22 protein-coding genes are annotated in these 26,020 nt (G+C 65.9%); 21 read left to right on the top strand and 1 reads right to left on the bottom strand.

The window, feature by feature from the left end; genetic code table 11:
- The first annotated feature begins 673 nt into the window (after window positions 1–673).
- The 8 genes from J2S71_RS00600 (at window position 674) to J2S71_RS00565 (ending at window position 10,863) form a co-directional block, all read left to right on the top strand.
- Window positions 674–2,278 (top strand): ABC transporter substrate-binding protein, encoded by a 1,605-nt coding sequence (locus J2S71_RS00600; protein ID WP_307388108.1) that lies wholly within the window; start codon window positions 674–676, stop codon window positions 2,276–2,278.
- A gap of 127 nt (window positions 2,279–2,405) precedes the next feature.
- Window positions 2,406–3,422: an ABC transporter permease gene (locus J2S71_RS00595; RefSeq protein ID WP_307388106.1), complete on the top strand. Its 1,017-nt coding sequence runs from the start codon at window positions 2,406–2,408 to the stop codon at window positions 3,420–3,422.
- Window positions 3,423–3,427: 5 nt separating this feature from the next.
- Entirely contained in the window at window positions 3,428–4,348 is a 921-nt protein-coding gene (nikC, locus tag J2S71_RS00590; protein ID WP_307388104.1) for a nickel transporter permease, read from the top strand.
- A 1-nt stretch (window position 4,349) separates the two neighbouring features.
- Window positions 4,350–5,327 (top strand): ABC transporter ATP-binding protein, encoded by a 978-nt coding sequence (locus J2S71_RS00585; RefSeq protein ID WP_307388102.1) that lies wholly within the window; start codon window positions 4,350–4,352, stop codon window positions 5,325–5,327.
- A 13-nt stretch (window positions 5,328–5,340) separates the two neighbouring features.
- Window positions 5,341–6,510, top strand: coding sequence for an ABC transporter ATP-binding protein (locus J2S71_RS00580; RefSeq protein ID WP_307392357.1), 1,170 nt, complete (start codon window positions 5,341–5,343; stop codon window positions 6,508–6,510).
- A 231-nt stretch (window positions 6,511–6,741) separates the two neighbouring features.
- Window positions 6,742–8,058 carry a histidine--tRNA ligase gene (hisS, locus tag J2S71_RS00575; protein ID WP_307388100.1) on the top strand — a complete coding sequence of 439 codons (1,317 nt, stop codon included), beginning with the start codon at window positions 6,742–6,744 and terminating at the stop codon, window positions 8,056–8,058.
- A 485-nt stretch (window positions 8,059–8,543) separates the two neighbouring features.
- Window positions 8,544–10,298 carry an aspartate--tRNA ligase gene (gene aspS, locus J2S71_RS00570; RefSeq protein ID WP_307388098.1) on the top strand — a complete coding sequence of 585 codons (1,755 nt, stop codon included), beginning with the start codon at window positions 8,544–8,546 and terminating at the stop codon, window positions 10,296–10,298.
- A 250-nt stretch (window positions 10,299–10,548) separates the two neighbouring features.
- Window positions 10,549–10,863, top strand: a complete 315-nt coding sequence (locus tag J2S71_RS00565; RefSeq protein WP_307388097.1) for a glutaredoxin family protein — start codon at window positions 10,549–10,551, stop codon at window positions 10,861–10,863.
- Window positions 10,864–10,947: 84 nt separating this feature from the next.
- Here the strand turns inward: J2S71_RS00565 and J2S71_RS00560 are convergent, their stop codons facing one another.
- Window positions 10,948–12,339, bottom strand: coding sequence for a lipopolysaccharide biosynthesis protein (locus J2S71_RS00560; RefSeq protein ID WP_307388095.1), 1,392 nt, complete (start codon window positions 12,337–12,339; stop codon window positions 10,948–10,950).
- Window positions 12,340–12,600: 261 nt separating this feature from the next.
- Here J2S71_RS00560 and J2S71_RS00555 point away from each other — a divergent pair, with 261 nt between their 5' ends.
- The 13 genes from J2S71_RS00555 to accB all read left to right on the top strand — a co-directional run bounded on the left by J2S71_RS00555 (window position 12,601) and on the right by accB (window position 26,012).
- Window positions 12,601–15,330, top strand: a complete 2,730-nt coding sequence (locus tag J2S71_RS00555) for a phosphoenolpyruvate carboxylase (RefSeq protein ID WP_307392353.1) — start codon at window positions 12,601–12,603, stop codon at window positions 15,328–15,330.
- Window positions 15,331–15,695: 365 nt separating this feature from the next.
- Entirely contained in the window at window positions 15,696–16,604 is a 909-nt protein-coding gene (map, locus tag J2S71_RS00550) for a type I methionyl aminopeptidase (protein WP_307388094.1), read from the top strand.
- 507 nt (window positions 16,605–17,111) lie between these two features.
- On the top strand, window positions 17,112–18,002 hold the full coding sequence (locus tag J2S71_RS00545; protein WP_307388093.1) for a transporter substrate-binding domain-containing protein: 891 nt from the start codon (window positions 17,112–17,114) through the stop codon (window positions 18,000–18,002).
- An 87-nt stretch (window positions 18,003–18,089) separates the two neighbouring features.
- Window positions 18,090–18,803 carry an amino acid ABC transporter permease gene (locus tag J2S71_RS00540; protein WP_307388092.1) on the top strand — a complete coding sequence of 238 codons (714 nt, stop codon included), beginning with the start codon at window positions 18,090–18,092 and terminating at the stop codon, window positions 18,801–18,803.
- Window positions 18,800–19,549, top strand: coding sequence for an amino acid ABC transporter ATP-binding protein (locus J2S71_RS00535; RefSeq protein WP_021726701.1), 750 nt, complete (start codon window positions 18,800–18,802; stop codon window positions 19,547–19,549). The genes J2S71_RS00540 and J2S71_RS00535 overlap by 4 nt, the downstream gene beginning before the upstream one ends.
- Before the next feature lie 210 nt (window positions 19,550–19,759).
- On the top strand, window positions 19,760–20,275 hold the full coding sequence (locus J2S71_RS00530) for a MarR family winged helix-turn-helix transcriptional regulator (protein WP_307388091.1): 516 nt from the start codon (window positions 19,760–19,762) through the stop codon (window positions 20,273–20,275).
- The gene (locus J2S71_RS00525; RefSeq protein ID WP_307388089.1) at window positions 20,272–21,246 is read left to right on the top strand and encodes a beta-ketoacyl-ACP synthase III; all 975 of its coding nucleotides are present in this window, start codon (window positions 20,272–20,274) and stop codon (window positions 21,244–21,246) included. The genes J2S71_RS00530 and J2S71_RS00525 overlap by 4 nt, the downstream gene beginning before the upstream one ends.
- Window positions 21,247–21,370: 124 nt before the next feature.
- The gene (locus tag J2S71_RS00520; protein WP_307388087.1) at window positions 21,371–21,607 is read left to right on the top strand and encodes an acyl carrier protein; all 237 of its coding nucleotides are present in this window, start codon (window positions 21,371–21,373) and stop codon (window positions 21,605–21,607) included.
- Window positions 21,608–21,615: 8 nt separating this feature from the next.
- Window positions 21,616–22,560: a nitronate monooxygenase gene (locus J2S71_RS00515; protein WP_307388085.1), complete on the top strand. Its 945-nt coding sequence runs from the start codon at window positions 21,616–21,618 to the stop codon at window positions 22,558–22,560.
- Window positions 22,548–23,471, top strand: a complete 924-nt coding sequence (locus J2S71_RS00510; protein WP_307388083.1) for an ACP S-malonyltransferase — start codon at window positions 22,548–22,550, stop codon at window positions 23,469–23,471. Before J2S71_RS00515 ends, J2S71_RS00510 begins: the two co-directional genes overlap by 13 nt.
- A 5-nt stretch (window positions 23,472–23,476) precedes the next feature.
- Window positions 23,477–24,244, top strand: coding sequence for a 3-oxoacyl-[acyl-carrier-protein] reductase (gene fabG, locus J2S71_RS00505; RefSeq protein ID WP_021726766.1), 768 nt, complete (start codon window positions 23,477–23,479; stop codon window positions 24,242–24,244).
- 31 nt (window positions 24,245–24,275) lie between these two features.
- Window positions 24,276–25,520, top strand: a complete 1,245-nt coding sequence (fabF, locus tag J2S71_RS00500; RefSeq protein WP_021726690.1) for a beta-ketoacyl-ACP synthase II — start codon at window positions 24,276–24,278, stop codon at window positions 25,518–25,520.
- Between the two features lie 9 nt (window positions 25,521–25,529).
- Window positions 25,530–26,012, top strand: coding sequence for an acetyl-CoA carboxylase biotin carboxyl carrier protein (accB, locus tag J2S71_RS00495; protein WP_021726721.1), 483 nt, complete (start codon window positions 25,530–25,532; stop codon window positions 26,010–26,012).
- Window positions 26,013–26,020: the final 8 nt, after the last annotated feature.

Raw genomic sequence — 26,020 nt, 5'->3', positions numbered from 1 at the left:
GTAAAAGGTATCACTGTGCTGCTCGTTGAGGGCCAGAGACACCTGTGATGCATGGACGTTGTAACAAGGCAATATCACGCCCGTATCGACCAGCTACATGAAGTCCGCCGTCTAGCGCTCCATACTCCTGCATGGTGATAAACTGGCTCACCGCTGTGGGCATTCCCTACAGGTCAGATACGGTTGCGTCATGCGCAGCTTCTCCACAACGACATGTCAGCCTCCGGGGCATGGTATGGTCTTCCTGGTGTTGCGACCAATTTTACTCAAAAACCTATCGACTTTGCGACCGCTTTGGTCAAATTCTGGGCATGTCGTGCGACCTCTTTTGTCATAGGACACCCTCTGGGCTTGCCGCCAAGGACGAGTCAGCGAAGATTTCAGAGAATCCGGTATGAGCACTTCAGAGGATTGTGAGCAGGTAGTTCAGAGCATGTCTGCCACGCAGGTCAGAGGGGAGGCCGCCAGCCCGGGGAACTGTTGGAGGCATGCGCGTATGCCCCCTGGGGCCACCCATCGGGTGGGTGGCCGCTCATCCCCGCTCAGTGGCGCGGACTGTTACGGCTCGGATAACAGAGCGTTCCGTTATTGAACCTGAAACATAATTCCTGAATTATGCTCTATGGATGCATATTTTCGAGGGCATATCCAACTGCAGCAAGGGAGACATAGTATGGAATCCACCAGGGCACAGCTTTCGAGAAGAGGCTTCGTCAAGGCCATGGCAGCCGTGAGCGCCACCTCCGCCTTTGCCCTCGCCGGTTGCGGCAGCCAGCGTGTCGGTGGCTCCGGTGCCGCCAGTGGCGACTACACCATCACCTTTGCCCAGGGCGCCGACCCCCGTGGCCTCGACCCCGCCATGATCGACGACGGCGAGTCCGCGAAGCTCATGGTGCAGGTGTACGAGAACCTCCTCCAGTACGAGGACGACTCCTGTGCCATCCGTCCCGGTCTCGCCGAGAGCTACGAGGTCTCCGACGACGGCCTGACCTACACCTTCAAGCTGCACGAGGGCATCAAGTACCACGATGGTACCGACTTCAACGCCGCGACCGCCAAGGCCTCGATCGAGCGGCAGCTGGAGCCCAACCGCACCGAGGACATGCCCTACGCCGAGTTCACCTTCGGCTCCGCCGAGACGGGCGACGGCATCGAGAGGATCGATGCCCCCGACGACACCACCCTCGTCATCACCCTGCGTGCCGCCTCCTCGGCCTTCCTTGCCAACCTGGCCATGTGCATGGCGTCGCCCATCGTGAGCCCCACGGCCGCCGAGAAGGGCGACCTCAACGAGCATCCCGTCGGCACGGGCCCCTACCAGTTCGTGAGCTGGACCAAGAACTCCGACATCCAGCTCACCCGCTTTGACGACTACTGGGACAAGGACAACGCCGGCAAGCCCAAGAACATCGTCTTCCGCTTCATCGCCGAGAACGCCTCGCGCGTCACGGCGCTCGCCAACGGCGAGGCCGACATCATCGACGGCATCGACGAGGCCGTCGTCGACCAGGTGGAGAAGAACGGCGACAAGATCTACAAGATCGATGGTATGAACATAAACTACCTGGCCTTCAACACGCAGTCGGCCACCTTCAAGGACGCAACCGCCCGCCAGGCCTTCGCCAAGGCGGTCGACGTCCAGACGATCGTGGACACCCTCTACAACGGCTATGCCACCTATGCCAACTCCATCCTTCCCCTGTGGATGGCCCCCTACGACGAGGACGTCAAGCAGACGGCCTATGATCCGGAGGCTGCCAAGCAGGAGCTCGCTGACCTCGGCATCACCACCGTCAAGTGCATCACCTACTCAAACCCGCGCCCCTACAACGGCAAGGGCGGCACGGCCCTGGCCGAGTCCATCCAGGGCTACCTGCGTGACGCCGGCGTGGACATGACGATCGACCAGTACGACTGGACGAGCTACAAGGACGCCGTCCAGGCCGGCAACTACGACGTGTGCTTCTATGGCTGGAACGGCGACAACGGCGATCCGGACAACTTCATGAACCTCCTCGCGGCCGACGACGTCACCATGAACGTCGCCCGCTACAGCAACCAGGAGTACAAGGACCTCATCGCCCAGGGCCTCAAGACCCCCGAGGGCCCCGAGCGCGACGACATCTACCACCAGTGCGAGCAGCTCGTCGCCCGCGAGCAGGTGTGGCTGCCCATCTCGCACTCCACCAACATCCTGGGCTACAAGGAGGGCGTGGACGGCTTCGTGTTCCATCCCACGGCCGTCACCTTCCTGCGCAACTGCACCAAGACGTCCTAGCGGCGCCTCTCCTGGCAGCGCTTCTCTCAGGAAGTCGAGTCTGGGGTCCGGGTCGATCGAGACGACCTGGACCCCTTCGTTGGAAAGGGAAATTCATGTCAGAGATCTTGGGAGGAGGGAGTCGAGCATGCTGAAGTACATCGTGAAGCGCGTCCTGCAGGCCATTCCGGTGCTGCTGGGGCTGTCGATCGTAGTGTTCTTGATCATGCGCGTCTTCTCTCCCGACCCGGCACCGGTCGTGCTGGGGGAGCATGCCACACAGCAGGCGATGGACGCATGGCGGGAGGCCAACGGGCTCAACCGTCCGCTCGTCGCGCAGTACCTGGGCTTCCTCGGCGGCGTCCTCACCGGGGACCTGGGCACCTCGTACTATACGCACGTGCCCGTGACGGCGGAGCTCGCCAATCGCTTTCCCGCCACGGCCGAGCTCGCCATCGTGGCCATCATCCTGGCCGCGGTCATCGGCATCGCCCTGGGTGTGGTGTCGGCCGTGCACAAGGGCACCGCGGTCGACGCCCTCTCCATGGTGCTCGCCCTGGTGGGCGTGTCCATGCCCATCTTCTGGTCCGGCATGCTCATGATCATCCTGTTCTCTGGGACGCTGCACGTCCTGCCCTCGGGCGGGCGCATCGACCCCTTGTTCACTCCCGTGGGGGGCACGGGCCTCTTCCTGCTGGACACCCTGCTCTCCGGTGACTTCGAGGCCTTTGGCAATGCCCTGCAGCACATCATCATGCCGGCGCTGGCCCTCTCGCTCTACTCCATGGCCATCATCACGCGCATGACCCGCTCCAGCATGCTCGAGACGCTGGACGAGGACTACGTGCGCACGGCCCGCGCCAAGGGGCTGCCCGTCGGCCGCGTCAACCGCCACCATGCCCTGCGCAACGCCATGCTGCCGGTCACCACGGTCATCGGCCTGCAGCTGGGCAGCCTTCTGGGCGGTGCCCTGCTCACCGAGACGGTCTTCGCCTGGCCGGGCATCGGCAAGTACGTCGTGGACTGCATCCTCAAGTCCGACTTCCCCGTGGTCCAGGGCGTCGTGCTGCTCATTGGCATCATCTTCGTGGTCATCAACCTGGTGGTCGACATCATCTACGCCTATCTTGATCCGCGCATCAAGTACTCGCAGGAAGAGGGGTGAGGCACATGGCAACCAAGGCAATGGGGGAGGCTCCCACCACCACGCCCCCGCAGGGGCGCTCGGCCGACAAGGGCGAGTCGCTCTGGTTCGATGTGTGGTACTCCCTCTCGCACAACGGCGCGGCCGTGGCCAGCCTGGCGTTCATCGGCCTGGTCGTGCTCGTCGCGATCGTGACGGCCATCGTGCCCCAGGTGCTGCCGTACGATCCCTACCAGCAGGACCTCACGCAGTCCTTTGCCGCCCCCAGCGGCATGCATTGGTTCGGCTGCGACCAGCAGGGGCGTGACGTGTTCGCGCGCATCCTGGTGGGGTCCCAGGTGTCGCTTTCGGTTGGCCTGCTCTCCGTGGCCATCTCGCTCACGGTGGGCGTCACGCTGGGCGCCATTGCCGGCTACAAGGGCGGCAAGGTCGACACCGTCATCATGCGCCTCATGGACATCATGCTGGCCGTCCCGTCCATCCTGTTGGCCATCACGTTCATGGCGGCGCTGGGCAAGGGCATCGACAAGGCCGTCATCGCCATCGGCCTGGTGTCCATCCCAGAGTATGCGCGCATCGTGCGCAGCCAGATCCTGTCCGTGAAGGCCAACGACTATGTCGCGGCGGCGCACGTCATCGGTGACTCGGACGCCACGATCATCTTTAGGCACATCCTCCCGAACGTGGCTCCCTCCATCATCGTGCGTGCGACCCTGGGCATCTCGAGCGCCATCCTCGACGCCGCAGCCCTGGGCTTCCTGGGCCTGGGCGTCCAGCCACCCCAGGCGGAGTGGGGTGACATGCTCGGCCGCGGCCGCGACTACATCTTCCAGGCACCGTTTGCCATGATCTTCCCGGGCCTCGCAATCACCCTCACGGTGCTCGCGTTCAACCTGCTGGGGGATGGCATCCGTGACGCCTTCGATCCCAAGAGCAGGAGGCGGTAGCATGGCCCTGCTAGAAGTCAGGGACCTCGTGACGGAGTTTCCCACCCGCAAGGGCGTGGTGCGTGCCGTGGATGGTGTGTCCTTCTCCATCGACAGGGGCGAGATCCTCGCGGTCGTGGGCGAGTCGGGCTCGGGCAAGAGCGTGACCTCGCTCTCCATCATGGGCCTGCTCCAGAGGCCAGGTCACGTTGCCGCAGGCAGCATCACCTTCGATGGCACCGACCTACTCTCCCTCTCCGAGAGGCAGATGGAGGCCGTGCGTGGGCAGAGGATCTCCATGATCTTCCAGGAGCCCATGACCTCGCTCAACCCGGTGTATCGCGTGGGCGACCAGATCGTGGAGGCCATCCAGACGCACACCGACATGAGGCGGAACGAGGCATGGGAGCGTGCCGTCGAGATGCTGCACGTGGTGGGCATCCCGTCCCCCGAGGACCGGGCGCGCGACTATCCGCATCAGATGTCGGGTGGCATGCGCCAGCGCGTCATGATCGCCATGGCGCTCTCGTGCAATCCCCAGCTGCTCATCGCCGACGAACCCACCACGGCGCTCGACGTCACGATCCAGGCGCAGATCCTGGACCTCATCTACCAGCTGCGCGACGAGTTCGACATGGCGGTGCTCTTCATCACGCACGACCTGGGCGTGGTGAGCGAGGTCGCCGACCGCGTGGTGGTCATGTACTGCGGTCAGGTGGTGGAGGAGGCGCAGAAGGTCGCCCTCTTCGAGCGGCCCCTGCATCCCTATACCCTGGGGCTCCTGAACTCCATCCCACGCCTTGAGGATGATGACGCCAAGCGCCTGTACACCATCAAGGGCACGGTTCCCAGCCCACTGGACATGCCCCGGGGCTGCCCGTTCTCCGATCGCTGCGACCGCTGCCACGAACGCTGCCGCATGGAGCGCCCGCAGCTCCTGCCGGTGCCCGGCTCGCCCGATCGCAGCGTGCGCTGCTTCCTGTACGAGGGGGATGAGTAACATGGCAGACGACATGACCACGGCCCAGGCACAGGCCACGGCACAGGGGCCCAGCGGCGATGCGCTCATCCGGGTCAGCCACCTCTCCAAGAGCTTCGTGGCCGCCACCAACTTCTTCGGTCGCCCCACCTCGTTCGTGCGCGCCGTGGATGACGTCTCGTTCACCATCGGGCGTGGGGAGGCCTTTGGCCTGGTGGGGGAGTCGGGATGTGGCAAGACGACCATCGGCAAGATGCTCGTGGGACTGCTCAAGCCCACGAGTGGTCGACTCTACTTCGAGGGCGAGGACGTCACCGACGCCTCCCCGCGCCGCCGTCGCGAGCTGTGCCGCGACATACAACTCATCTTCCAGGACCCCTATGCCTCGCTCAACCCACGCATGACGGTGGAGCAGATCGTCGCCGAGCCCATCACCACCAACCACATCCTCCCGGCCGACCAGATGGGCGGGCGCGTGGATGAGCTCCTGGAGCGCGTGGGCATCCGTCCCGACCTCAAGCGCCGCTACCCGCACGAGTTCTCCGGTGGCCAGCGCCAGCGCGTGGGCATCGCCCGGGCCCTGGCGGTGAGCCCCAAGCTCATCGTCTGCGACGAGCCCGTCTCGGCGCTCGACGTGTCCATCCAGGCGCAGGTGCTCAACCTCCTGGACGACCTCAAGGATGAGCTCGGTCTCACGTACCTGTTCATCGCGCACGGCCTCAACGTCGTGAAGCACGTCTCCGACCGCGTGGGCGTCATGTACCTGGGCAGGCTCATGGAGGTGGCGCAGAAGAACGACCTGTACCACGAGCCGCTCTGCCCCTACACGCAGGCGCTGCTGTCGGCCATCCCGTCGCCCGACCCCAGGCTGTCGCGCAAGCGCATCATCCTGTCGGGTGACGTGCCCTCCCCGATCGACCCACCCGAGGGCTGTCGCTTCGCGAGCCGCTGCTTCGCCAAGGTTGGTGCCTGCGACGTGGCGGCACCGGAGCTGCGTGAGGTGGCGCCCGGACATCTGTGCGCCTGCCATAGGTATGAGAACATGGCCGCGGATGACGTGCGGGCTGTCGCACGCAGGATTCAGTACGAGGCGGCGCGCCCGACCTACGGCATGGGCGGGACCGACGCCAACGCCGACCCCATCTCATCAGATCCCGACACGCCTGATGAGGCGGCGGAGAAGGGGGAGGAGCTGCCCGTATAGGCGGGCATTGTCTGCCGTTGCGTAGGGGATGCCATGCCTGTGGCGGTCGATCGCGAGGTGCCCTGCTACGTATGCCGGGCTGGTCTCCTGCCGATTCGACGCGCCCATTGATGTGCACAGCGTTCAAATGACACCCGGCACGGAACAGGATGTGCCTTGCCGCTGCATCGGCTTCCTGGTCAAGTGCCCTATACTCAGACCGTTGGACATGCGGCGAGAGGGGCACCACCCATGGCACAGAGAATCCAGGGGACCGAGGATCTGTTCGGCGGCTACATGCGCGCCTGGCAGCGCATGCAGGACGTCGCGCGCGAGCTCTTTGGCGCGTACGGCTTCGACCTCATGGAGACCCCGGCCATCGAGCAGGTGGACACCTTCGTCCATGGCATCGGCGAGTCCACGGACGTCGTGCGCAAGGAGATGTTCCGCGTGTTCTCCGGCGCCCTCATGGAGCGGCTCCTGGACGCTGGCAGCGAGGGCGGCCTCAAGGCCAGGCAACGCATGGCCCTGCGCCCCGAGGGCACGGCGGGCATCGTGCGCGCCGCCGTGCAGAACAACCTCGTGCCGCAGGGCGGGGCACCGACCAAGCTCTGGTATGCCGAGGCCATGTTCCGTGGCGAGCGCCCGCAGAGGGGACGCCTCCGCCAGTTCCACCAGGTGGGTGTCGAGTGGCTTGGCGCTTCCGATGCCGTGGCCGACGCCGAATGCATCATCATGCTCATGGAGTACTTCACGCGTCTGGGCTTTGATGTCGCCCGCCTCAAGCTGCGCATCAACTCCATGGGCGATGCAGCCTGCCGCCCCGCCTACCGCGAGAAGGTCCGCGCCTTCATCCTGGACCACAAGGACGAGATGTGCGAGGACTGTCTCGAGCGTGCGGACGTCAACCCGCTGCGCGCCTTCGACTGCAAGGTGGACCATGACCGTGAGGTCATGGCTGCAGCGCCCCTCGTGACGGACAACCTCTGTGACGACTGTCGTGCCCACTACGGGCAGGTCAAGCGCTACCTCGAGGAGGCCGGGGTCGCCTATGAGGAGGACCCCACGCTCGTGCGGGGCCTTGACTACTACGTCCGCACGGTCTTCGAGGTGGATGCCCTGGGCACGGACGTCGGGGCCATCGGTGGCGGGGGCCGCTACGACGGCCTCGCGGAGCTCGAGGGCGGCAAGCCCACACCGGGCATCGGCTTTGCCGTGGGCTTCGAGCGCATCGCGCTGGCCCTTGCGGCACAGGGTGGCTCGCTCGAGACGGCCGCCCCGAGCTGCGTCTATGTGGCCTGTGCGGCGTCCGGGCAGCGTCAGGCCGTATTCTCTGTCACGCTGGCGCTGCGCCAGGCAGGCATCCGCACCGAGGCAGACTACCAGGGTCGCTCGCTCAAGAGCCAGTTCAAGCAGGCCGACAGGCTCGGCGCGCGCATCTGTGCGGTCCTGGGTGCCGACGAGGTGGCGGCCGGTACGGTGACCCTGCGCGACATGCGGACCCACGAGCAGGTTCAGGTACCGCGGGCGGAGCTCGTCACCCAGGTGCGAGAGCGCCTGGGGGCATAGTCGCCTCCCCATTGGCGCTCTCGTGAGCGCGAGGGTGCGTTAGGGCCCCAAGTGCGTGCTCACTGGGCACCTTAGCGTGGGTTCGCGTGCGCCTGGACGGCTTGCGGGTGGTTCGGGGACGTCCAATACGCATAAAACCGCAGGATTTCCAGGACCATCACTTCGCTTGGCACGGTGACAGCCGGATTCCATCACGCACTTGGGGCCCAAACGTGCCCGCCTGAGCCGAGCGGCGCCGCTCGTGGGCCTTGTCTGGTGTGCTTCGCTGCGCCTTCCCGAGGCGACCGGCGGGTTTTCCTTCCAACATGACAACTGCGTTTCGTTTCGTCATGGAGCCCGCCCGCGAGTATGGCCGCGCCCTACGGCGCTGCTATCATGAGTGATCGCGTGTGGCTGCGCCGTTTACGTAGACACACCGGTCTGCTGGTAGGCGCCCGTACGGCACGGGGCGCAAGAGACGAAAGGCAGCTATGGATTTCCATACCATGCATACCCACACCTGCGGCGAGCTGCGCGTCGAGAACATCGGCGAGGAGGTCACGCTCACCGGCTGGGTCTGGCACCGCCGTGACCATGGCGGCCTCATCTTCATCGATCTGCGTGATCGCAGCGGCATGACGCAGGTCTCCTTCGACCCCGAGCACTCCGGTGGCACCGCGTTCCACGCGGCCGAGGGCGTGCGCTTAGAGTGGCCCCTCAAGGTCCATGGCACGGTGCGCCGCCGTCCCGAGGGCATGGAGAACGCCAAGCGCTCCACCGGCGAGATCGAGGTCCTGGTCGACGCGCTCACGGTGCTCAACACCTCCGAGACGCCGGCCTTCCAGATCGAGGACAACCTCGATACCGCCGAGGACGTGCGCCTGCGCTACCGCTATCTCGACCTGCGCCGCCCCCAGATGATGGCCAACATGCGGCTGCGCTCCGATCTCACCTTCGCCATACGCGAGGCGTTCCACAAGCGTTCCTTCATGGAGGTCGAGACGCCCGCGCTCTTCAAGTCCACGCCCGAGGGCGCCCGTGACTTCCTGGTGCCCAGCCGCACCCAGCCCGGCCACTTCTATGCGCTCCCACAGTCCCCGCAGCTGCTCAAGGAGCTGCTCATGGTGGGCGGCATCGAGCGCTACTACCAGGTGGCCAAGTGCTTCCGCGACGAGGACCTGCGCGCCGACCGCCAGCCCGAGTTCACGCAGGTGGACGTCGAGATGAGCTTCGTCGAGCAGGCGGACGTCATGGCCGAGCTCGAGGAGGCGCTCCATGACGCCTTCGCCGAGGTGGGCGTGGACATGCCCCTGCCGCTCCGGCAGATCCCGTACTGGGAGGCCATGGATACCTACGGCACGGACAAGCCCGACACGCGCTTCGGCATGCACCTCGTGGACGTCACCGACTACTTCAAGGAGTCCAGGTTCAAGGTGTTCTCCTCCGCGGCCAACGCCGAGGGCTCCGTCGTCAAGTGCATCAATGCCAAGGGTGCGGGCACGTGGGCACGCTCGCGCATCGACAAGCTCGAGCCCGTCGCGCGCGAGCTGGGCGCCAAGGGCCTCGCCTGGATCGCCTTCCGCGAGGACGGCTCCATGAACTCGCCCATCACCAAGTTCTTCTCCGAGGAGGAGCTGGAGGGCCTCAGGCAGGCTGCCGATGTGCAGCCGGGCGACCTCGTGATGTTTGCCGCCGCCCCGCGTCTCGAGGCCGACGAGATCCTAGGTGGCATGCGCAACCACATGGCCGATGCGCTGGAGCTCCCGCGCGAGGGTCACGACTTCCTGTGGGTCGTGGACTTCCCACTCTTCCACTGGGACGAGGATCGCAAGGCCTATGCGGCCGAGCACCAGCCCTTCACCCAGCCGGTCGAGGAGGATGTCGAGCGTCTGGACGCAGACCCGCTCTCCGTGGGCTCGCACACCTACGACCTCGTCATGGACGGCTTCGAGGCCGGCGGTGGCGGCATGCGCATCCACGATGCCGAGCTGCAGATGCGCATCCTCAAGCTCCTGGGATTCACCGAGGAGCGCGCCAAGGAGCAGTTCGGCTTCCTGATGGAGGCGCTCAAGTTTGGTGCGCCCCCGATGGGCGGCTTCGCCCTGGGCCTCGACCGCGTGTGCATGCTGCTCACGGGCTCGGACTCCATTCGCGAGGTCATGGCATTCCCCAAGACGAGCTCCGGTTCCGACCTCATGAGCGATGCGCCGAGCGAGGTCTCGGGCAGGCAGCTCAAGGAGGTCTCGCTGAGGCTGCTGTAGGTGGAAGGAGCGTCGGTTTCGTGAGTGATGGGCGCACCCGGGTGGTGCGCCTCCTTTTATCGCGTGCAGGTGCTTTTCTCCCGAAGAGGGGCGACAAAACCCCAGGTCGCACGGAGTCAGAGGAGGAGAATCGCACCCACACACCCCTCATATGGGGTGGATCACCACGCGAGCCGCGATGCAAGCCGTGGCACATTTGGGGTATACGACCCTCAGTGACAAGCGACCACATTGGGAAAGCGAGGCTGACATGGCCACCAAGGACCTGCAACTCTATGTCAAGAACAACTGTCCCTTCTGCGCGAAGGTGGAGGGCTTCATGAGCAAGAATGGCATCGACCTCCCCCTGCACAACATCGACGAGAGCGAGGATGATCGCTCCTTCCTCGTGGAGAGGGGCGGCAAGCGTCAGGTACCGTGCCTGTTCGTGGACGGCACGGCGCTCTATGAGTCCGATGACATCGTCGACTTCCTCGCGAAGGAGTTCCATGCCACCGAGCAGGCTGACGGGTCCGCATCCACCGGAGGCTCCTGCCGCCTCGATGGCACGGGCTGCAGCTTCTAGGTCGTACGACGGACAACCGGCACGGCACGCGAGGGGTCCCATGCTGGTGGGGCCCCTCGCGTGCGGCGGTGCGACCGCGCCGCCCTATCCCTTGACGCGCAGGACCACGTACTGGGCGATGAGCAGGACGAACAGGGTTGCCATGGAGAGCAGGTACGTCCACACGGCCCCGGCGAACCCGATGGTGTTCACAAGCACGAGGGCCAAGACGGTGGCTATGCCAAATGTGAGCAGGTAGATGCGCGTCGCCACCTCCTGGCGGCGGAGCACCGTGATGATCTGGTACAGGAAGTCCACGACGGCGGTCATCCCCCCGGCAACCACCATCATCAGCAGGTCCGTCTTGTAGGAGGCAAAGTCGGTGCCATAGAGCACGCTGAGGATGGGCACCCCAAAGAGCGAGTTGAAGGCGAACACGATGGCGCAGATGCCCACACCCACGCCGACTATGGCGATGACCACCAGGTCGAAGCGCCTGCGATGGTTGGGGTCGGCCCAGATGTTGGCCAGTCTCACCAGCTGGGGCTTGTACACCAGCCCCAGCGCCATGGCGATGGCCTGGGCAGGAAAGTAGATGGCGTTGAAGAACAGCTGGTCGTCGTAGGGGAGCGTGCCCTCCATGGCAAACTTGGGGACCGTCTCGATGAGCGAGAAGAGGAACGTCGCCAGGAAGGTGGGGAAGCATTCCGCAAAGATCTCCCTGATCTCCAGAAACTCCCAGCTGCGCGAGCGGGGCGTCTCGAAGTAGGTGAGCGGGATGCTCACCATCAGGAGCGACGCCAGCGCCACCACGGCCATGACGATGCTTGCGATGGCCACGTCACGCGTGATGACCAGCGCAAGCGTGAAGCTTGCGACGCCCAGGGTGCAGCGCAGGCCCTGCGAGATGCCCGCGAGCCAGAGCTTGTCCATCTGCTGCAGGCGCCCCTCGTAGACGTCGGCAAAGGCGTCGAACGTGCGGAAGGCGAACGTGCCGATGCAGATGCTCAGCATCTCACCCGAATAGCCACGCACCCGGCAGAAGAGGTACCCAACACCCATCATGAGCAGGCAGGAGAGCAGGCGCTGCAGCTGATAGGCGCCAAAGGAGTCCATCTCGTCCACGTCGGAGACCTGATAGGTGCGCACGCCGTACATGCCCACGAACTGTATGAGGTTGGCGTAGACGAAGGCCATGGAGAACATGCCGGCCTGCTCGGTGCCCACGAGCTGCGAGGCAATCATCGTGAGTAGGGGGAAGAGCGCGCCCCAGAGTCCCAGTCCGATGCTGTTGAAGAGATAGTCGCGCTTCGTGCGGTGGGCGGCGTAGCGGGCCGTCTGGTCGGCCAGGGTACCGGAGAACACGGCGGAGATGAGGCGATCCCACCACTGCTCGACGAGGCGGACCACAAACGGTGCCTCCTGCCGCTCGCGCACGTGCGAGCCGGACGTCCTGGCGGCGGTGCGCCCCTCTCGTCTCCCCACGGGTCTGAACATGTCCGCGTTGCCCCTTCGACCTGAGCCGTATCGTCCCTGTGCCGTACGGCAGAGTATCTTACCGCCGCTTTCCCGTCTGCACCGTGCGCACACGTGAAGATATGGTTTCACGCCCGTGGCAACGACGTGTGCCGCGTCACGTGCCCCTAAGCTAGGCACTGCTTGGCAATGCCAAGTCCATGTGACCGTCCATGACTCCCGTGCGCAGGCAGGGGAGTGAAGGGGGACCCAGTGCCAGAAGTGCAGAAGCAGGTAGACGAGATGGAAGCGCTTGCCAAGGGGGACGAGCGGGACAGGCGGGAGCTGGAGCAGGCACAGGCGCGCTCCACGCTCTCCCTGGCGAACATCCCCAGCGAGCTGCTCGAGAACATGGCGCTCTTCCTGCGCCTCGTGCGCACCGTGCTCTCGGAGTATGATGACGGGGTGCGCAAGACCTTCGATCGGCTTCTGGCCGACTCCATCGCCTCGGCATCAAAGGTCGACCAGAGCAAGGACGAGGTCGCCTTCCACGACGCCATCGACGTCATCAAGGCCATGGACCTCGATGCGGCGACCATGCTCACGCGCGCGTTTGCCGCGTACTTCCATCTGGCCAACATCTGCGAGGAGAGCTACCGCGTCCATGCCCTGCGCAACCGCGAGCGCGACGTGCCCATCACGGAGGCGTCCGACCCCATCAACGACATCACGGTGGCCTATCGCCAGCTGGTGGACGAATGCGGGCGGGGCAAGGCCATCGCGCTCCTGAACCGCCTGGAGTTCCACCCCGTCTTCACCGCGCATCCCACCGAGGCGCGCCGCAAGGCCGTCGAGGGCAAGATACGCCGCATCGCGGGCCTGCTCGAGGAGCGGGGCAGCCTGGGTGGCGTGGCCCTGCTCGAGAACGAGCGCCGGATGCTGCAGGAGATCGACGCCCTGCTGCGCACGTCCCCCATCGCCATCCAGAAGCCGACCCCCGTGGAGGAGGCCGACACCGTCATCGACATCTTCGACAACACCCTGTTCGACATGGTGCCGGACGTCTATCGCCGCTTCGACGATTGGGAGCTGGGCGACAAGGCGGGCACCGTGGCCCCCATCTGCCCGGCGTTCTTCCGCCCCGGCAGCTGGATCGGCACCGACCGCGACGGCAACCCCAACGTGACGGCCAAGGTCTCGCGCCGTGTGGCCGAGAAGTACCGTGTCCACGTGCTGGAGAAGCTCGCGGAGGCGACGCAGGCCACCGGTCGCAACCTCACGCTGGACACCGCGTCCACCAAGGGCTCGGACGAGCTGCTCAACCTGTGGAGCCACCAGGTGGAGATGAGCGAGGCCCTCACCCAGCGCGCCCAGGCCATCTCCGCCTCCGAGCTGCACCGTGCCACCATGATCGTCATCGCCGCCCGCCTGCGCGCCACCATCGACCGCACGGCCGACCTCATGTACGAGGACGCCGAGGCCTACATCGACGACCTCATGGTGGTCCAACGCTCGCTCGTGCGCGCCGGTGCCGTGCGCACGGCCTACGGCCCGCTCCAGAAGCTCATCTGGCAGGCGCAGACCTTCGGCTTCCACCTGGTGGAGATGGAGTTCCGCCAGCACTCCGTCGTGCACAGCCGCGCGCTGGCCGACATCCGCGAGCATGGCCGCTGGGGCGAGTGCGGCGAGCTCGCGCCCATGACGCGCGAGGTGCTCGACACCTTCCGTGCCATCGGCTCCATCCAGAGGCGCAACGGCGTCAACGCCGCGCGTCGCTACATCATCTCGTTCACGCAGAGCGCCCAGAACGTGGCGGACGTCTACGAGCTCGCGCGCCTGGCGTTCGCGCACGAGAGGGACGTGCCCACCCTCGACGTCATCCCGCTCTTCGAGCAGATAGAGGACCTCGAGGGCGCCGTCGACACGCTCGACCAGATCATCCAGCTCGACCCGGTGCAGCGTCGCCTGCAGGAGACGGGCCGCAGGCTCGAGGTCATGCTGGGCTACTCCGACTCCTCCAAGGACGAGGGCCCCACGGCCGCCACGCTCGTGCTGCACACCACACAGGCGCGCATCGCCCAGTGGGCTGAGGATAACAACATCAACCTCGTGCTCATGCACGGCCGTGGCGGCGCCGTGGGCCGAGGTGGCGGGCCGGCCAACCGTGCGGTCCTCTCGCAGCCCAAGGGCTCGGTCAACTGCCACTTCAAGCTCACGGAGCAGGGCGAGGTCATCTTCGCGCGCTATGGCAATCCCGTGCTGGCCTCGCGCCACGTGGAGTCCGTCGCCGGGGCCACGCTGCTCCAGAGCGCCCCCTCCATCGAGTATGTGAACACCGAGTCCACGGCCAAGTACGCCGACCTCGCGTCCGCCTTGGACAGGGCCTCGCGCGAGCGCTACCTCGACCTGCTCAACACGGAGGGCTTCGTGGAGTGGTTCTCCACGGTCACGCCACTCTCCGAGATCGGCCTCATGCCCATCGGCAGCCGTCCCGCCAAGCGGGGCCTGGGCGCCACGTCCCTGGACGACCTGCGCACCATCCCGTGGATCTTCTCGTGGTCGCAGGCGCGCATCAACCTTGCCGCCTGGTACGGCCTGGGCTTTGCCTGCGAGAAGTTCGGCGACCTCGACCGCCTCAAGGAGGCCTATGCCGAGTGGCCGCTCTTCACCACGTTCATTGACAACATCGAGATGTCACTGTCCAAGACCGATCGCAACCTGGGCAGGATGTACCTCGACCTGGGCGATCGCGAGGATCTCGCGCAGAAGGTCCTGGGCGAGATGGACCTCACGCGCAGATGGGTGCTCGCCATCACGGGCAACGAGTGGCCGCTGCAGCACCGTCGCATCCTGGGTCCCGTTATCCGCCTGCGCCTGCCGTTCGTGAACGTGCTCTCGCTCACGCAGGTGCTGGCGCTCTCGGTGCTGCGCGAGCGGGGTGACAAGCTGACGCCCGAGGAGCGCGAGCGCTTCATCTACCTCATCCTCTGCACCGTCTCCGGCGTCTCCGCCGGCCTGCAGAACACGGGGTGACGTGCGGCCGACCGCTGGTACCTGCAGCTATGGGGCAGAAGACGAACCTGTGGGTGAGTCCCACTGCGCTGGGACGAGGCGCTTGGGGCCTATTTCGGGCTTGGCTGGTCCCGCTTTGATCGTGCTGGGTTCTCCTCCGGTCGTGCTGGGTTTTTCGGCCGATTCTGTCTCGCGTGCGGACTCCAGTCAGCACGCGAGACATTTTTGGCGAGAAAACCTCGCACGACCGTTGGGGAAGTCGGGCGGCTGCCTCTTGCAGATCTCGCTCGGCCGTGACACGACTGTGGCGACCGTGTAGGCTGACGCTTGCGCCATCTGGGGTACCATGGCCGATGGGCGAGCGACTGCAGCCAGCGGCTGCGCAAGTGGAAGACGTGAGGTATGCGATGAGCTATGACGGCATGAGGACGCCGGGACGCAACGAGGAGTGCTGGTGCGGCAGCGGCAGGAAGTACAAGAGGTGCCACAGCGCCTTTGACGATCGGCTCGAGCAGCTCTGGCGGCAGGGCGAGGAGGTCCTGCCCCGCAGGCTCTATAAGAACGCGGACGACATCGAGGGCATCAAGGTGTCCGCCGCGGTCAACACGGGCATCCTGGACTACGTGGGGGAGCATATCGAGGCCGGCGTCTCCACCATGGACATCAACGGCTGGGTGAACGACTACCTTGCCGCGCACGATGCCGTCTCGGCCGACCTCAACTTCGAGGGCTACCCCTACAGCGTGTGCACCTCCATCAACGATGTCGTCTGTCACGGCTTTCCCGACGAGGGGGACGTCCTCAGCGACGGCGACATCATCAACGTGGATATGTCTACCATCAAGGGCAGCTACTTCTCCGATTCCAGTCGCATGTACTGCATCGGCAGCGTCGATCCCGAGTGGAGGCGCCTGGTGGACGTGTGTCACGCGTCGGTGCAGGCGGGTCTCGCCGCCATCAGGCCCTGGGGCCACCTGGGTGACGTGGGCGCCGCCGTCAACAAGGTGGCGACGGATGCGGGCTTCTCCGTGGTGGAGGAGTACGGGGGCCACGGCATTGGCAAGGAGTTCCACGAGGAGCCCTTCGTGGGCTTCACCACCAAGGCGGGCACGGGCCCCATCCTGGTACCGGGGCTGTGCTTCACCATCGAGCCCATGGTCAACATGGGTACGCATAGCATCAAGACGGATAGGTCCAACGGATGGGTCGTGCGCACCAGGGATGGCAAGCCCTCTGCGCAATGGGAGGTGCAGCTTGTGGTCACCGACGATGGCTACGAGCTGCTCAGCTGGTAGACGGTCATTACCGATTCCGTCTACCGATTCCGTCGTGTGGCCCAAGCGGACAGATTGGCGCTCGGCATCATCATCGTCAACCACGTGCCGTGACCCAAGGCCACGTCCGAGGGCGCGGGTGCGCCGGAGCGCAGGCTCACGGGTGGGCCAGAGGACGTGCCCTTCCCGGGACCTAGGCCCGCCCCGGGGGCCGGGCGCGGGACGTTTGGCAGCGAAATCGATACCTTTGGACATATTTAGCGGAAACGAGGACGGGAGAGGGGGTACGTAAAGGGAGAAAACGGTGTTCGAGCACGCTCGTGCCGACAGGTCGCCCGGTCGCTCCTTGGCCTTCGGGGGCTGGAGCGCTCCCGGGCCTTTCGTTTTCGATGACCCCGCCTGCCCGGGAGCCGGGCCTGCCGAGGCCAGCCGGGAGCACCCGGGCGTCGTCCAGGGCCAGCGCGCCGGCGCCTGAGGGCACCGCGGCGCTGGGTCACGCCGTCGGGACACGGGGAGAAAGGATTTGACATGGCCACCACAACACATCATGAGGAACGTCATGGGGGCGTCAGTCGTCGCTCCTTTGTCGCAGGCACTCTCTCCGTGGCCGCACTGGCCGCCCTCGCGGGGTGTGGCTCCTCCGGCGGCACCGGTGGGTCGGCGGCCCCCACGACTGCCATCAACGTGGGCACCGAGGGCATCTTCCCGCCCTACAGCTATCAGAACGACGATGGGGAGCTCGATGGCTTCGACGTCGCCGTCGCCAAGGCCGTGGACGAGAGGCTCGACGGCTATGCGTTCGACTTCGTCCAGACCCAGTGGGACGGCATCTTCGCGGCGCTCGACGCCGGTCAGATCGACACCATCGCAAACGAGGTCACCGAGACCGACGAGCGGGCGGAGAAGTACCTCTTCACGGAGACACCCTACAGCTGGTCTGCCAACGCCCTCGTCTTCAAGAAGGGGCGCACCGACATCCGAGGCATCAGGGATCTCTGGGGCAAGACCGTCGACAGCGGCATCGCCGCCTCCTACACCGTCTGGCTCGACGAGTACAACGAGGAGAACGGCAACCCCATCACGGTCAACCACACCGACGGTGACGTGAACAAGATGTTCCAGGACGTCCTCGACGATCGCGCCGACGCCGCCATCGACAGCTACATCACTGGCAAGAGCATCATAGAGGAGCAGGGACTCGCCCTCGACATGGTCATCTTCACCGATGCCGGCAACGTCCCCATCTACTTCCCCTTCCGCAAGGACGACCTGGGCCAGGCGCTCAAATCCGCCATCGACCCCATCATAGAGGAGCTCATCGCCGATGGGACGCTGGCGCGCATCTCCGAGCAGTACCTCGGGGCCGACTACACCACCGAGGACTCCATCGTGGCGCTTGCCGAGAAGCAGCAGGGCTGAGACGTTGGCGGTGCCGATGTGGGACTGTCCAGCAGGGGTGGCTAGGCCTATGGCTGCCTCAGGTCGGTCGATGTGATGGGGGATACCATGAACGGTGGAAGCTCGTTCAGCCTTGAGTTCATGCTGGAGTCGGTGCCAAAGATCATGGCCTACCTGCCCGTGACCCTGCGGCTTGCGTTCTGGGCGATCGTCCTTGGCCTCGCCCTGGGATTCCTCATCGCCCTGGCGCGCTACTTTGACGTGCGCGTGCTCTCACAGGTGTGCCAGGTCTTCGTCTCCATCGTGCGCGGGACGCCTGCCATGTGCCAGCTGCTGCTGGTCTACTATGGCGTCCCGCTTCTACTGAGGGCAGGCGACGCCAGCTTCACGGTCACCTCCATCTCGCCCGTCACCTTCGCCATCATTGCCCTGGGGCTCAACGGTGCCGGCTTCATGAGCGAGACCATCCGATCGGCCATGCTGTCGGTGGACGAGGGCCAGGTCGAGGCCTGCCTCAGCGTCAACATGACAAAGTGGCAGGCCGTGTGGCATGTGGTGCTGCCCCAGGCCTTCTCGACGGCGCTGGCCCCGCTCGGCAACACGGCCATCAGCATGCTCAAGGACACGAGCCTCGTGTTCAACATCTCCGTCGTCGAGATGATGGCGCAGGCGCGGATCGTGGGCGCGAGCGCCTTCCGCTTCTTCGAGACCTACGTGGTGGTCTCGGCCATCTACTGGGTCTGCTGCTTCGTGCTGGAGCGCCTCATCGTGGTCGCGGAGAGGCGGGCACGGCGGCATGAGCGGGAGGTGAGCTTCTCATGAGCGGGCCCATCCTCTCGGCGCGGGGCATCGAGAAGTCCTTCAAGGACAACCACGTGCTGCGTGACATCGACCTCGATGTGTGCCAGGGGGAGGTGGTAACCATCATCGGCCCCTCCGGTACGGGCAAGACCACGTTCCTGCGCACGCTCAACTGGCTTGACAGGCCCGATGCGGGCACGATCGAGATAGACGGCGTCCGGGCGGACGCGCGATCCGCCTCGAAGCGTGACATAGCGGCGCTCAGGTCGAAGACCGCCATGGTGTTTCAACATTACAACCTCTTCAGGAACAAGAGTGCGCTCGACAACGTCACGGCCGCGCTGCGCTACGTGCAGCATGTCGACAGGGCCGAGGCGGAGCGTCGGGGCAGGGAGCTGCTGGATCGCGTGGGGCTGGCGGACAAGGCCGGGGAGTATCCGGCGATGCTCTCCGGCGGCCAGCAGCAGCGCGTGGGCATTGCGCGGGCACTGGCCGTGCGCCCCTCGGTCATCCTGTTCGACGAGCCCACGAGCGCGCTCGACCCCGAGTGGGTGGGCGAGGTGCTGCAGGTGATGCACTCCATCGCCGAGGATGGCATGACGATGATGGTGGTCTCCCACGAGATGCGCTTCGTGCGCTCCATCGCCACGCGCGTGGTCTATCTCGATGAGGGCAAGGTCTTGGAGGACGGTACGCCCGATCAGGTCTTCAACCATCCCAGGACCAAGGAGGCGCGGCGCTTCCTTGGCCAGGCGCACCTGACATAGGGGGCGGCACGCATCCGCCCAGGCCCTGGGGGTGTCCGCTCTCCTCCCTGTGGCCCTGCGCCCGTCAGGCGTGTAAGATGTTGCAGAGTCTTGTAGACTCAATGGTGTGAAAACAACGAGATTCCCATGGCCCACTCGCTTAGTTAGGCTAACTAAGTAGTTGTGACACGTTCCCGACGCCTTTGCGTCACGTCCCGTGGAAGAGTAGACATGGCACAGGGCCCAAAGCGCACGGCATGCCACAAGAACGGTGCTGATACCGCCATGCTGGCACATGAGCTGGGCGACCTGCTCATGGAGCTCTGCCATGCGGTCGGGTCGCTTGAGGGCTCCCTGCTCAGCGAGAGGAGCGACCTCTCCCTCTCCACGAGGGACGCACGCGCCATCGCCATCGTGGGCGGGGCGACCATCCGAGAGCATCGTACCCTGGGAATCTCCGAGCTTGCCGAGGCATGCGAGGTGAGCGCACCGTCCGCTACGTGCATGGCACGTCGCCTCGTTGACAAGGGCCTGCTCGTACGCGAGCAGGATGTCCTTGACGCATGGCGCGTCAATCTCCACCTCACACGCAGGGGCGAAAGGGTTTATCGTGTTCATGTGCCTTTCCGTATGAACATGGTGAGGCGCATCGCTCAAGGCATGAACTCCGTCGAGCGTGCCGCGTTGCTCACGGGCGTACGTCGCATGGCAGGCTACTATCATGGCATTGAGGTGGGACACGCATGAGCTATCGCATCATCGGCACTGGCAGCGCCCTTCCCAGGAAGGTCGTCACCAACGATGACCTCGCCGAGTTTCTCGACACGTCCGACGAGTGGATCCATACGCGCACGGGCATCAGGCGCCGTCATGTGTGCACGACCGAGACCCTCGACGACCTTGCATCCCTGGCGGCCGAGCGAGCCCTCGAGATGAGCGGCCTCACGGTGGGCGACATCGACCTCATCGTGGGCTCGACGTCCTCGTCCGACCACATGGTTCCCGCCATGGCGTCCATTGTACAGGGCGCCCTTGGGGCAGACTGCATGAGCTTCGATGTCTATGTGGGCTGTTCGGGCTTTGTCGCGGCACTGGATGTGGCCGACGGCTACTTTGCCCGCGGGCGTGCCAGGCACGCCCTCATCGTGGCGGCCGAGAAGGTCACGCGCCTGGTGGACTGGACGGATCGCTCCACCTGCGTGCTCTTTGGCGATGGCGCCGGCGCGGCGGTGGTGGAGCACGTCGAGGGCGAGGACCTGCCCTTCCGGGCCACCAACCAGCCGAGCATGGCGCTCGTCATGCCCGGCATCCCCTCGCGCAGCCCCTACGACGAGCACCGCGACGCTGGCGTGAGCAGTCTCGTCATGGACGGGCGCGCCGTCTTCCGCTTTGCCGTGAAGTCCGTGACCGAGGACATCCAGAGGCTCTGCGAGGCGGCGGGCGTCGCCATCGATGACGTCGACCACTTCGTTCTCCATCAGGCCAACGACCGCATCATCGCCTCGGTGGTGCAGCACCTCGGCCTGGATGACGCCAAGGTGGCGCACAACATCGCGGAGACGGGCAACATCTCCAGTGCCTGCATTCCCCTCGCCCTCGACCTCGCCAACCGCAGGGGGGACCTCAGGCGGGGGGACCTCATCGCACTGGTGGGGTATGGCGCGGGCCTTGCCGTCAACTCCTGCCTGTTCAGGTGGGACATGGGTTCCGTGGCCTAGCGCCACGGCCGCGGCCCTGCGGCCGCATCGCACGGGGACATTGCCGCGCAAGCGGCTGTCTATAGAGGATGCCGCGCTTGCGGCACGAGGCGTCGCAGACGCGACACAGGAGGAGGAACCAACCATGGCTAGCAGCACCTTTGACAAGATCGTCGAGATTCTCAAGGAGCAGGACGGCGTCACCGAGGACCTCACCCGTGAGACCACCTTCGAGGAGGCCGGCATCGACTCCCTGGCGACCGTCGAGGCCGTCATGGCCTGCGAGGACGAGTTTGGCATCGAGATCGATACCGAGTCCAACCCCGCGACCATCGGCGAGTTCGCCGACATGGTCGACAAGCTGATCGCAGAGAAGGAGTAGCGCCCTCCATGATCGAATCTCCCATTTGCGAGCTTCTGGGCATCCAGAAGCCCGTCTTCCAGGGCGGCATGGCCTGGATCGCCGATGCAAGCCTCGCCTCGGCCGTGTCCGAGGCTGGCGGCCTGGGCATCATCTCCGCCATGAACGCCAACGCCGAGTGGCTGTGCGGCCAGATCCACGAGCTGCGCGAGAGGACCGACAGGCCCTTCGGCGTGAACATCATGCTGCAGAGCCCCTTCGCAGACGAGGTGGCCGACCTTGTGGTGGACGAGAGGGTTCCCGTCGTCGTGACGGGTGCCGGTGATCCCCGCAAGTACATGAGGCGGTGGAACGCTGCGGACATCAAGGTCATCCCCGTCGTCGCGCAGGTCGCCCTCGCGCGCCTCGTGGAGCGCGCCGGTGCCGCCGCCGTCGTCGCCGAGGGTGGCGAGTCGGGCGGTCACGTGGGCGAGACCACGACGATGGCACTGGTTCCCCAGGTCGTCGATGCCGTCAGGATTCCCGTGGTCGCCGCCGGTGGCATTGCCGACGGGCGCGGCATGGCCGCAGCCTTCATGCTGGGTGCCGTGGGCGTCCAGGTGGGCACACGCTTCCTCGTCGCCGAGGAGTGCACGGTCAGCGAGGAGTACAAGAGGCGCATCCTCAAGGCCAACGACATCGCCACCATCGTGACAGGCCGCAAGTACGGTGGTGCGGTGCGCTGCCTCAAGTCGCCGTTCTCGCAGCGCTTCGCCAAGGCGGAGCGCGAGGGCGCCACGCAGGGCGAGCTCGACGCCATGGGTGCCGGCTCGCTGCGCAAGGCCGCCGTTGACGGCAACTACGAGGAGGGCAGCTTCATGTCGGGCCAGATCGCCGGCATGGTGCGCGAGCGCCAGACGGCCCGCGAGATCGTGGACGACCTCGTGGACGGTGCCGAGCGGGCACTGGTGGGAGCGGCCAAATGGGTAAGGTAGCCTTTCTCTTCGCGGGCCAGGGCGCACAGCATCCTGGCATGGGCAAAGAGCTCGCCTGTGCCGAGGCGGCGGCCAAGGCCACGTTCGACGCGCTCGAGGCCGTCATGCCGGGTCTTTCCGCCCTCTGCTTCGAGGGCACCGAGGAGGAGCTCACCCGTACCGAGAACACCCAGCCCAGCGTGTTTGCCGTCGACCTTGCCGCGGCCCGCGCGCTGGTCGCCCACGGCGTCATCCCCGATGCCGTGGCGGGCTTCTCGCTGGGCGAGGTGGCCGCCCTCACGTTTGCCGGCGCCTTCGGCGATGAGGACGGCTTTGCCCTCGTGCGCCATCGTGGCGACCTCATGGCCGCATGCTGTGCCGCGCACCCGAGCGGCATGCGTGCCGTGGTCAAGCTCGATGCCCCTACGGTGGAGGCCCTCGCCGAGCAGGCCGGTGCCTGGCCCGTCAACTACAACAGTCCCCAGCAGACCGTGGTGGCGGGCACACCCGATGCCCTCGAGCGGCTCGAGGCCCTCGTCAAGGGGGCCAGGGGCCGCGCCCTCAAGATGGCCGTCGCCGGCGCCTTCCACAGCCCGCTCATGGCCGACGCCTCCACAGGCCTTGCCAGCTGGCTGAAGGCATGTGCTCCCAAACCCTGCGCTCCTCCCGTGTGGGCCAACACCACGGGTGAGCCATATCCCGCAGATCCCGCCGCGATGGCGGGCCTCCTGGCAGGGCAGGCCTCCCACCCCGTCCGCTGGACGCGCACGCTTCAGGGCCTCAGGGCGCAGGGCTTTGACACCTTCGTCGAGGTGGGGCCTGGCTCCACGCTCACCAAGCTCGTACAGCGCACGCTCGAGGGCGTCTGTGCCCTCGCATGCGAGACGCCCGGGCAGCTCTCCGCAGTGCTCGAGACCGTGGGAAAGGAATAGCCAACATGTCCCAGAACCCCATCCTCACGCGCGACGAGTCGCGCAAGGTGGCCCTCGTGACGGGCGGCTCGCGCGGCATCGGTCGCGCCATCGCCCATCGGCTGGCCGAGGATGGCTACGACGTGGCCATCGTGTATGCCGGGGGCGCAGACCGCGCCGAGGTGGTCGTCTCCGAGCTCGGGGACCTTGGTGCCACCTCCAAGGCCTATCGTTGCGACGTTGCCGTGCCCGGTGAGGTCGATGCCTGCGTCAAGGAGGTCATCGCCGACTTCGGGAGCGTGTGGGCGCTCGTCAACAATGCGGGCATCACGCGCGATGGCCTCCTCATGCGCATGAGGGACGAGGACTTCGACCGCGTCCTGGGGGTCAACCTCAAGGGTGCCTTCAACACCATCCGCGCGCTCTCGCGCTCCTTCATGCGCCAGAAGGGCGGGCGCATCGTCAACCTCAGCTCCGTGGTGGGCATCATGGGCAATGCCGGGCAGGCCAACTATGCCGCCTCCAAGGCGGGGCTCATCGGCCTCACCAAGTCGGTCGCGCGCGAGCTGGCGCCGCGCAACGTCACCTGCAACGCGGTGGCGCCGGGGTTCGTGAACACCGACATGACGGCCGTGCTCTCCGACGAGACGCGTGCCGGCTACGAGCGGCAGATTCCGCTGGGGCGCCTCTGCGACCCCGAGGACGTCGCCGCGGCCGTCTCCTATCTTGCCAGTGACGCGGCGTCGCTCGTCACGGGCGTCGTCCTACCCGTCGACGGTGGCATGAGCATGTAGCAAGCAGCCCTGTGGGCTGGGAAGGAGAAGCATGGAGCGCAGAGTAGCAATCACCGGCCTGGGTGCCGTGACGCCCGTGGGCAACAACGCACCCGACAGCTGGGCCGCCCTCAAGGCGGGCACGTGCGGCATTGGCCCTCTCACGCACTTTGACGACACGGACTACAAGGTGAGCGTGGCGGCCGAGGTCAAGGACTTCGACCCGTCGGGGCTCCTGAGCGTGCCCGAGATGCGCCGCAACGACCTCTTCGTGCAGTTTGCCATCGTGGCGGCCCACGAGGCCCTCGCGGACTCCGGACTGGACGTTGAGGGCAGCGTCGACCGCGACCGCCTGGGCGTGTACGTGGGCTCCGGTATCGGCGGCATCGGCACCACCATCGAGAACACCGCCAAGCTCATCAGTGGCGGTCCGCGCAAGGTCTCGCCCTTCCTCATTCCCTCGATGATCGCCAACATGGCAGCCGGCCAGGTGTCCATCCGCAGCAAGGCCCTTGGCCCCACGCTTCCCGTGGTCACGGCCTGTGCCACCTCGAGCAATACCATCGGCGAGGGCTTTCGTGCCATCAGGCACGGCTACGCCGACGCCATCATCGCCGGCGGCACCGAGGCGGGCATCGTGCCCCTGGCGCTCGCGGGCTTCAACAACATGAAGGCGCTCACCAAGAACCCCGATCCCCAGACGGCCTGTCGCCCCTTTGACGCCAACCGCGACGGCTTCGTGATGGGCGAGGGTGCGGCCATGCTCATCCTGGAGGACCTGGAGCATGCCATGGCGCGCGGTGCGCAGGTCTATGCCGAGGTGATGGGCTACGGCAACACGGCTGACGCCTACCACATCACGAGTCCCGACCCCGAGGCGGGCGGCATCACGCGTGCCATCAGGGAGGCCGTGGCCGAAGCGGGCCTCGATCCCGCCGAGGGACTCTACATCAACGCCCATGGCACCTCGACCAAGCTCAACGACCAGGCCGAGACGCTCGGCTTCAAGCGGGCGCTGGGCGAGGGGGTGGCCCATGCGGCAAGGATCTCGTCCACAAAGTCCATGACGGGCCACATGCTCGGTGCCGCCGGTGCCGTGGAGGCCATGGTCTGCGCTCTCACGCTGCGCGATGGCGTGGTCGCACCCACCATCAACTACCACGACCCCGACCCGGAGTGCGACCTCGACTACACGCCCAACGAGGCCGCTCCGTTCGACGGACGCTGGGCGCTCTCCACCAACCTGGGCTTTGGCGGCCACAACGCCGCCCTGGCATTCAAGCGATACGAGGGATAGGCGGCAGACATGGACTTCGACAAGATCAGGGAGCTTGCGCAGATCCTTAAGGCCAGCTCGCTCACGCGTCTGCGCGTGGAGGAGGACGGCACCGTGCTGGAGCTGGAGGCCGAGCCCCCTCAGCAGCAGGTCGTGAGCGTGGCACCCGTGGCCGCCACGCCCGCCACGCCGGCCCCGGAGCAGGAGCCCTCCGCCACGCCGGCCCCCGCCGCTCCGCAGGCGGAGGAGGACGCGGATGCGGCCTTCGACATGAGCAAGCTCACGCTCGTGAAGGCTCCCATGGTGGGCGTGTTCTACGCTGCGCCCTCGCCTGGCGCGGAGCCCTTCGTGCATGTGGGCTCCAAGGTCAAGAAGGGCGACACCCTCTGCGTCATGGAGGCCATGAAGCTCATGAACGAGGTCACGGCCGAGTGCGATGGCGAGGTCGTCGACATCTGCGTCGAGGACGGCGACCTCGTGGAATTCGGCGGCACCCTCATGAAGATCCACTAGGAGGCAAC

The sequence above is a fragment of the Olsenella profusa DSM 13989 genome, assembly GCF_030811115.1.
Lineage (GTDB): Bacteria > Actinomycetota > Coriobacteriia > Coriobacteriales > Atopobiaceae > Olsenella_F > Olsenella_F profusa.
The sequence above is the reverse complement of the archived record's forward strand: the minus strand, read 5'-3'. Positions and strand labels throughout refer to the sequence as shown.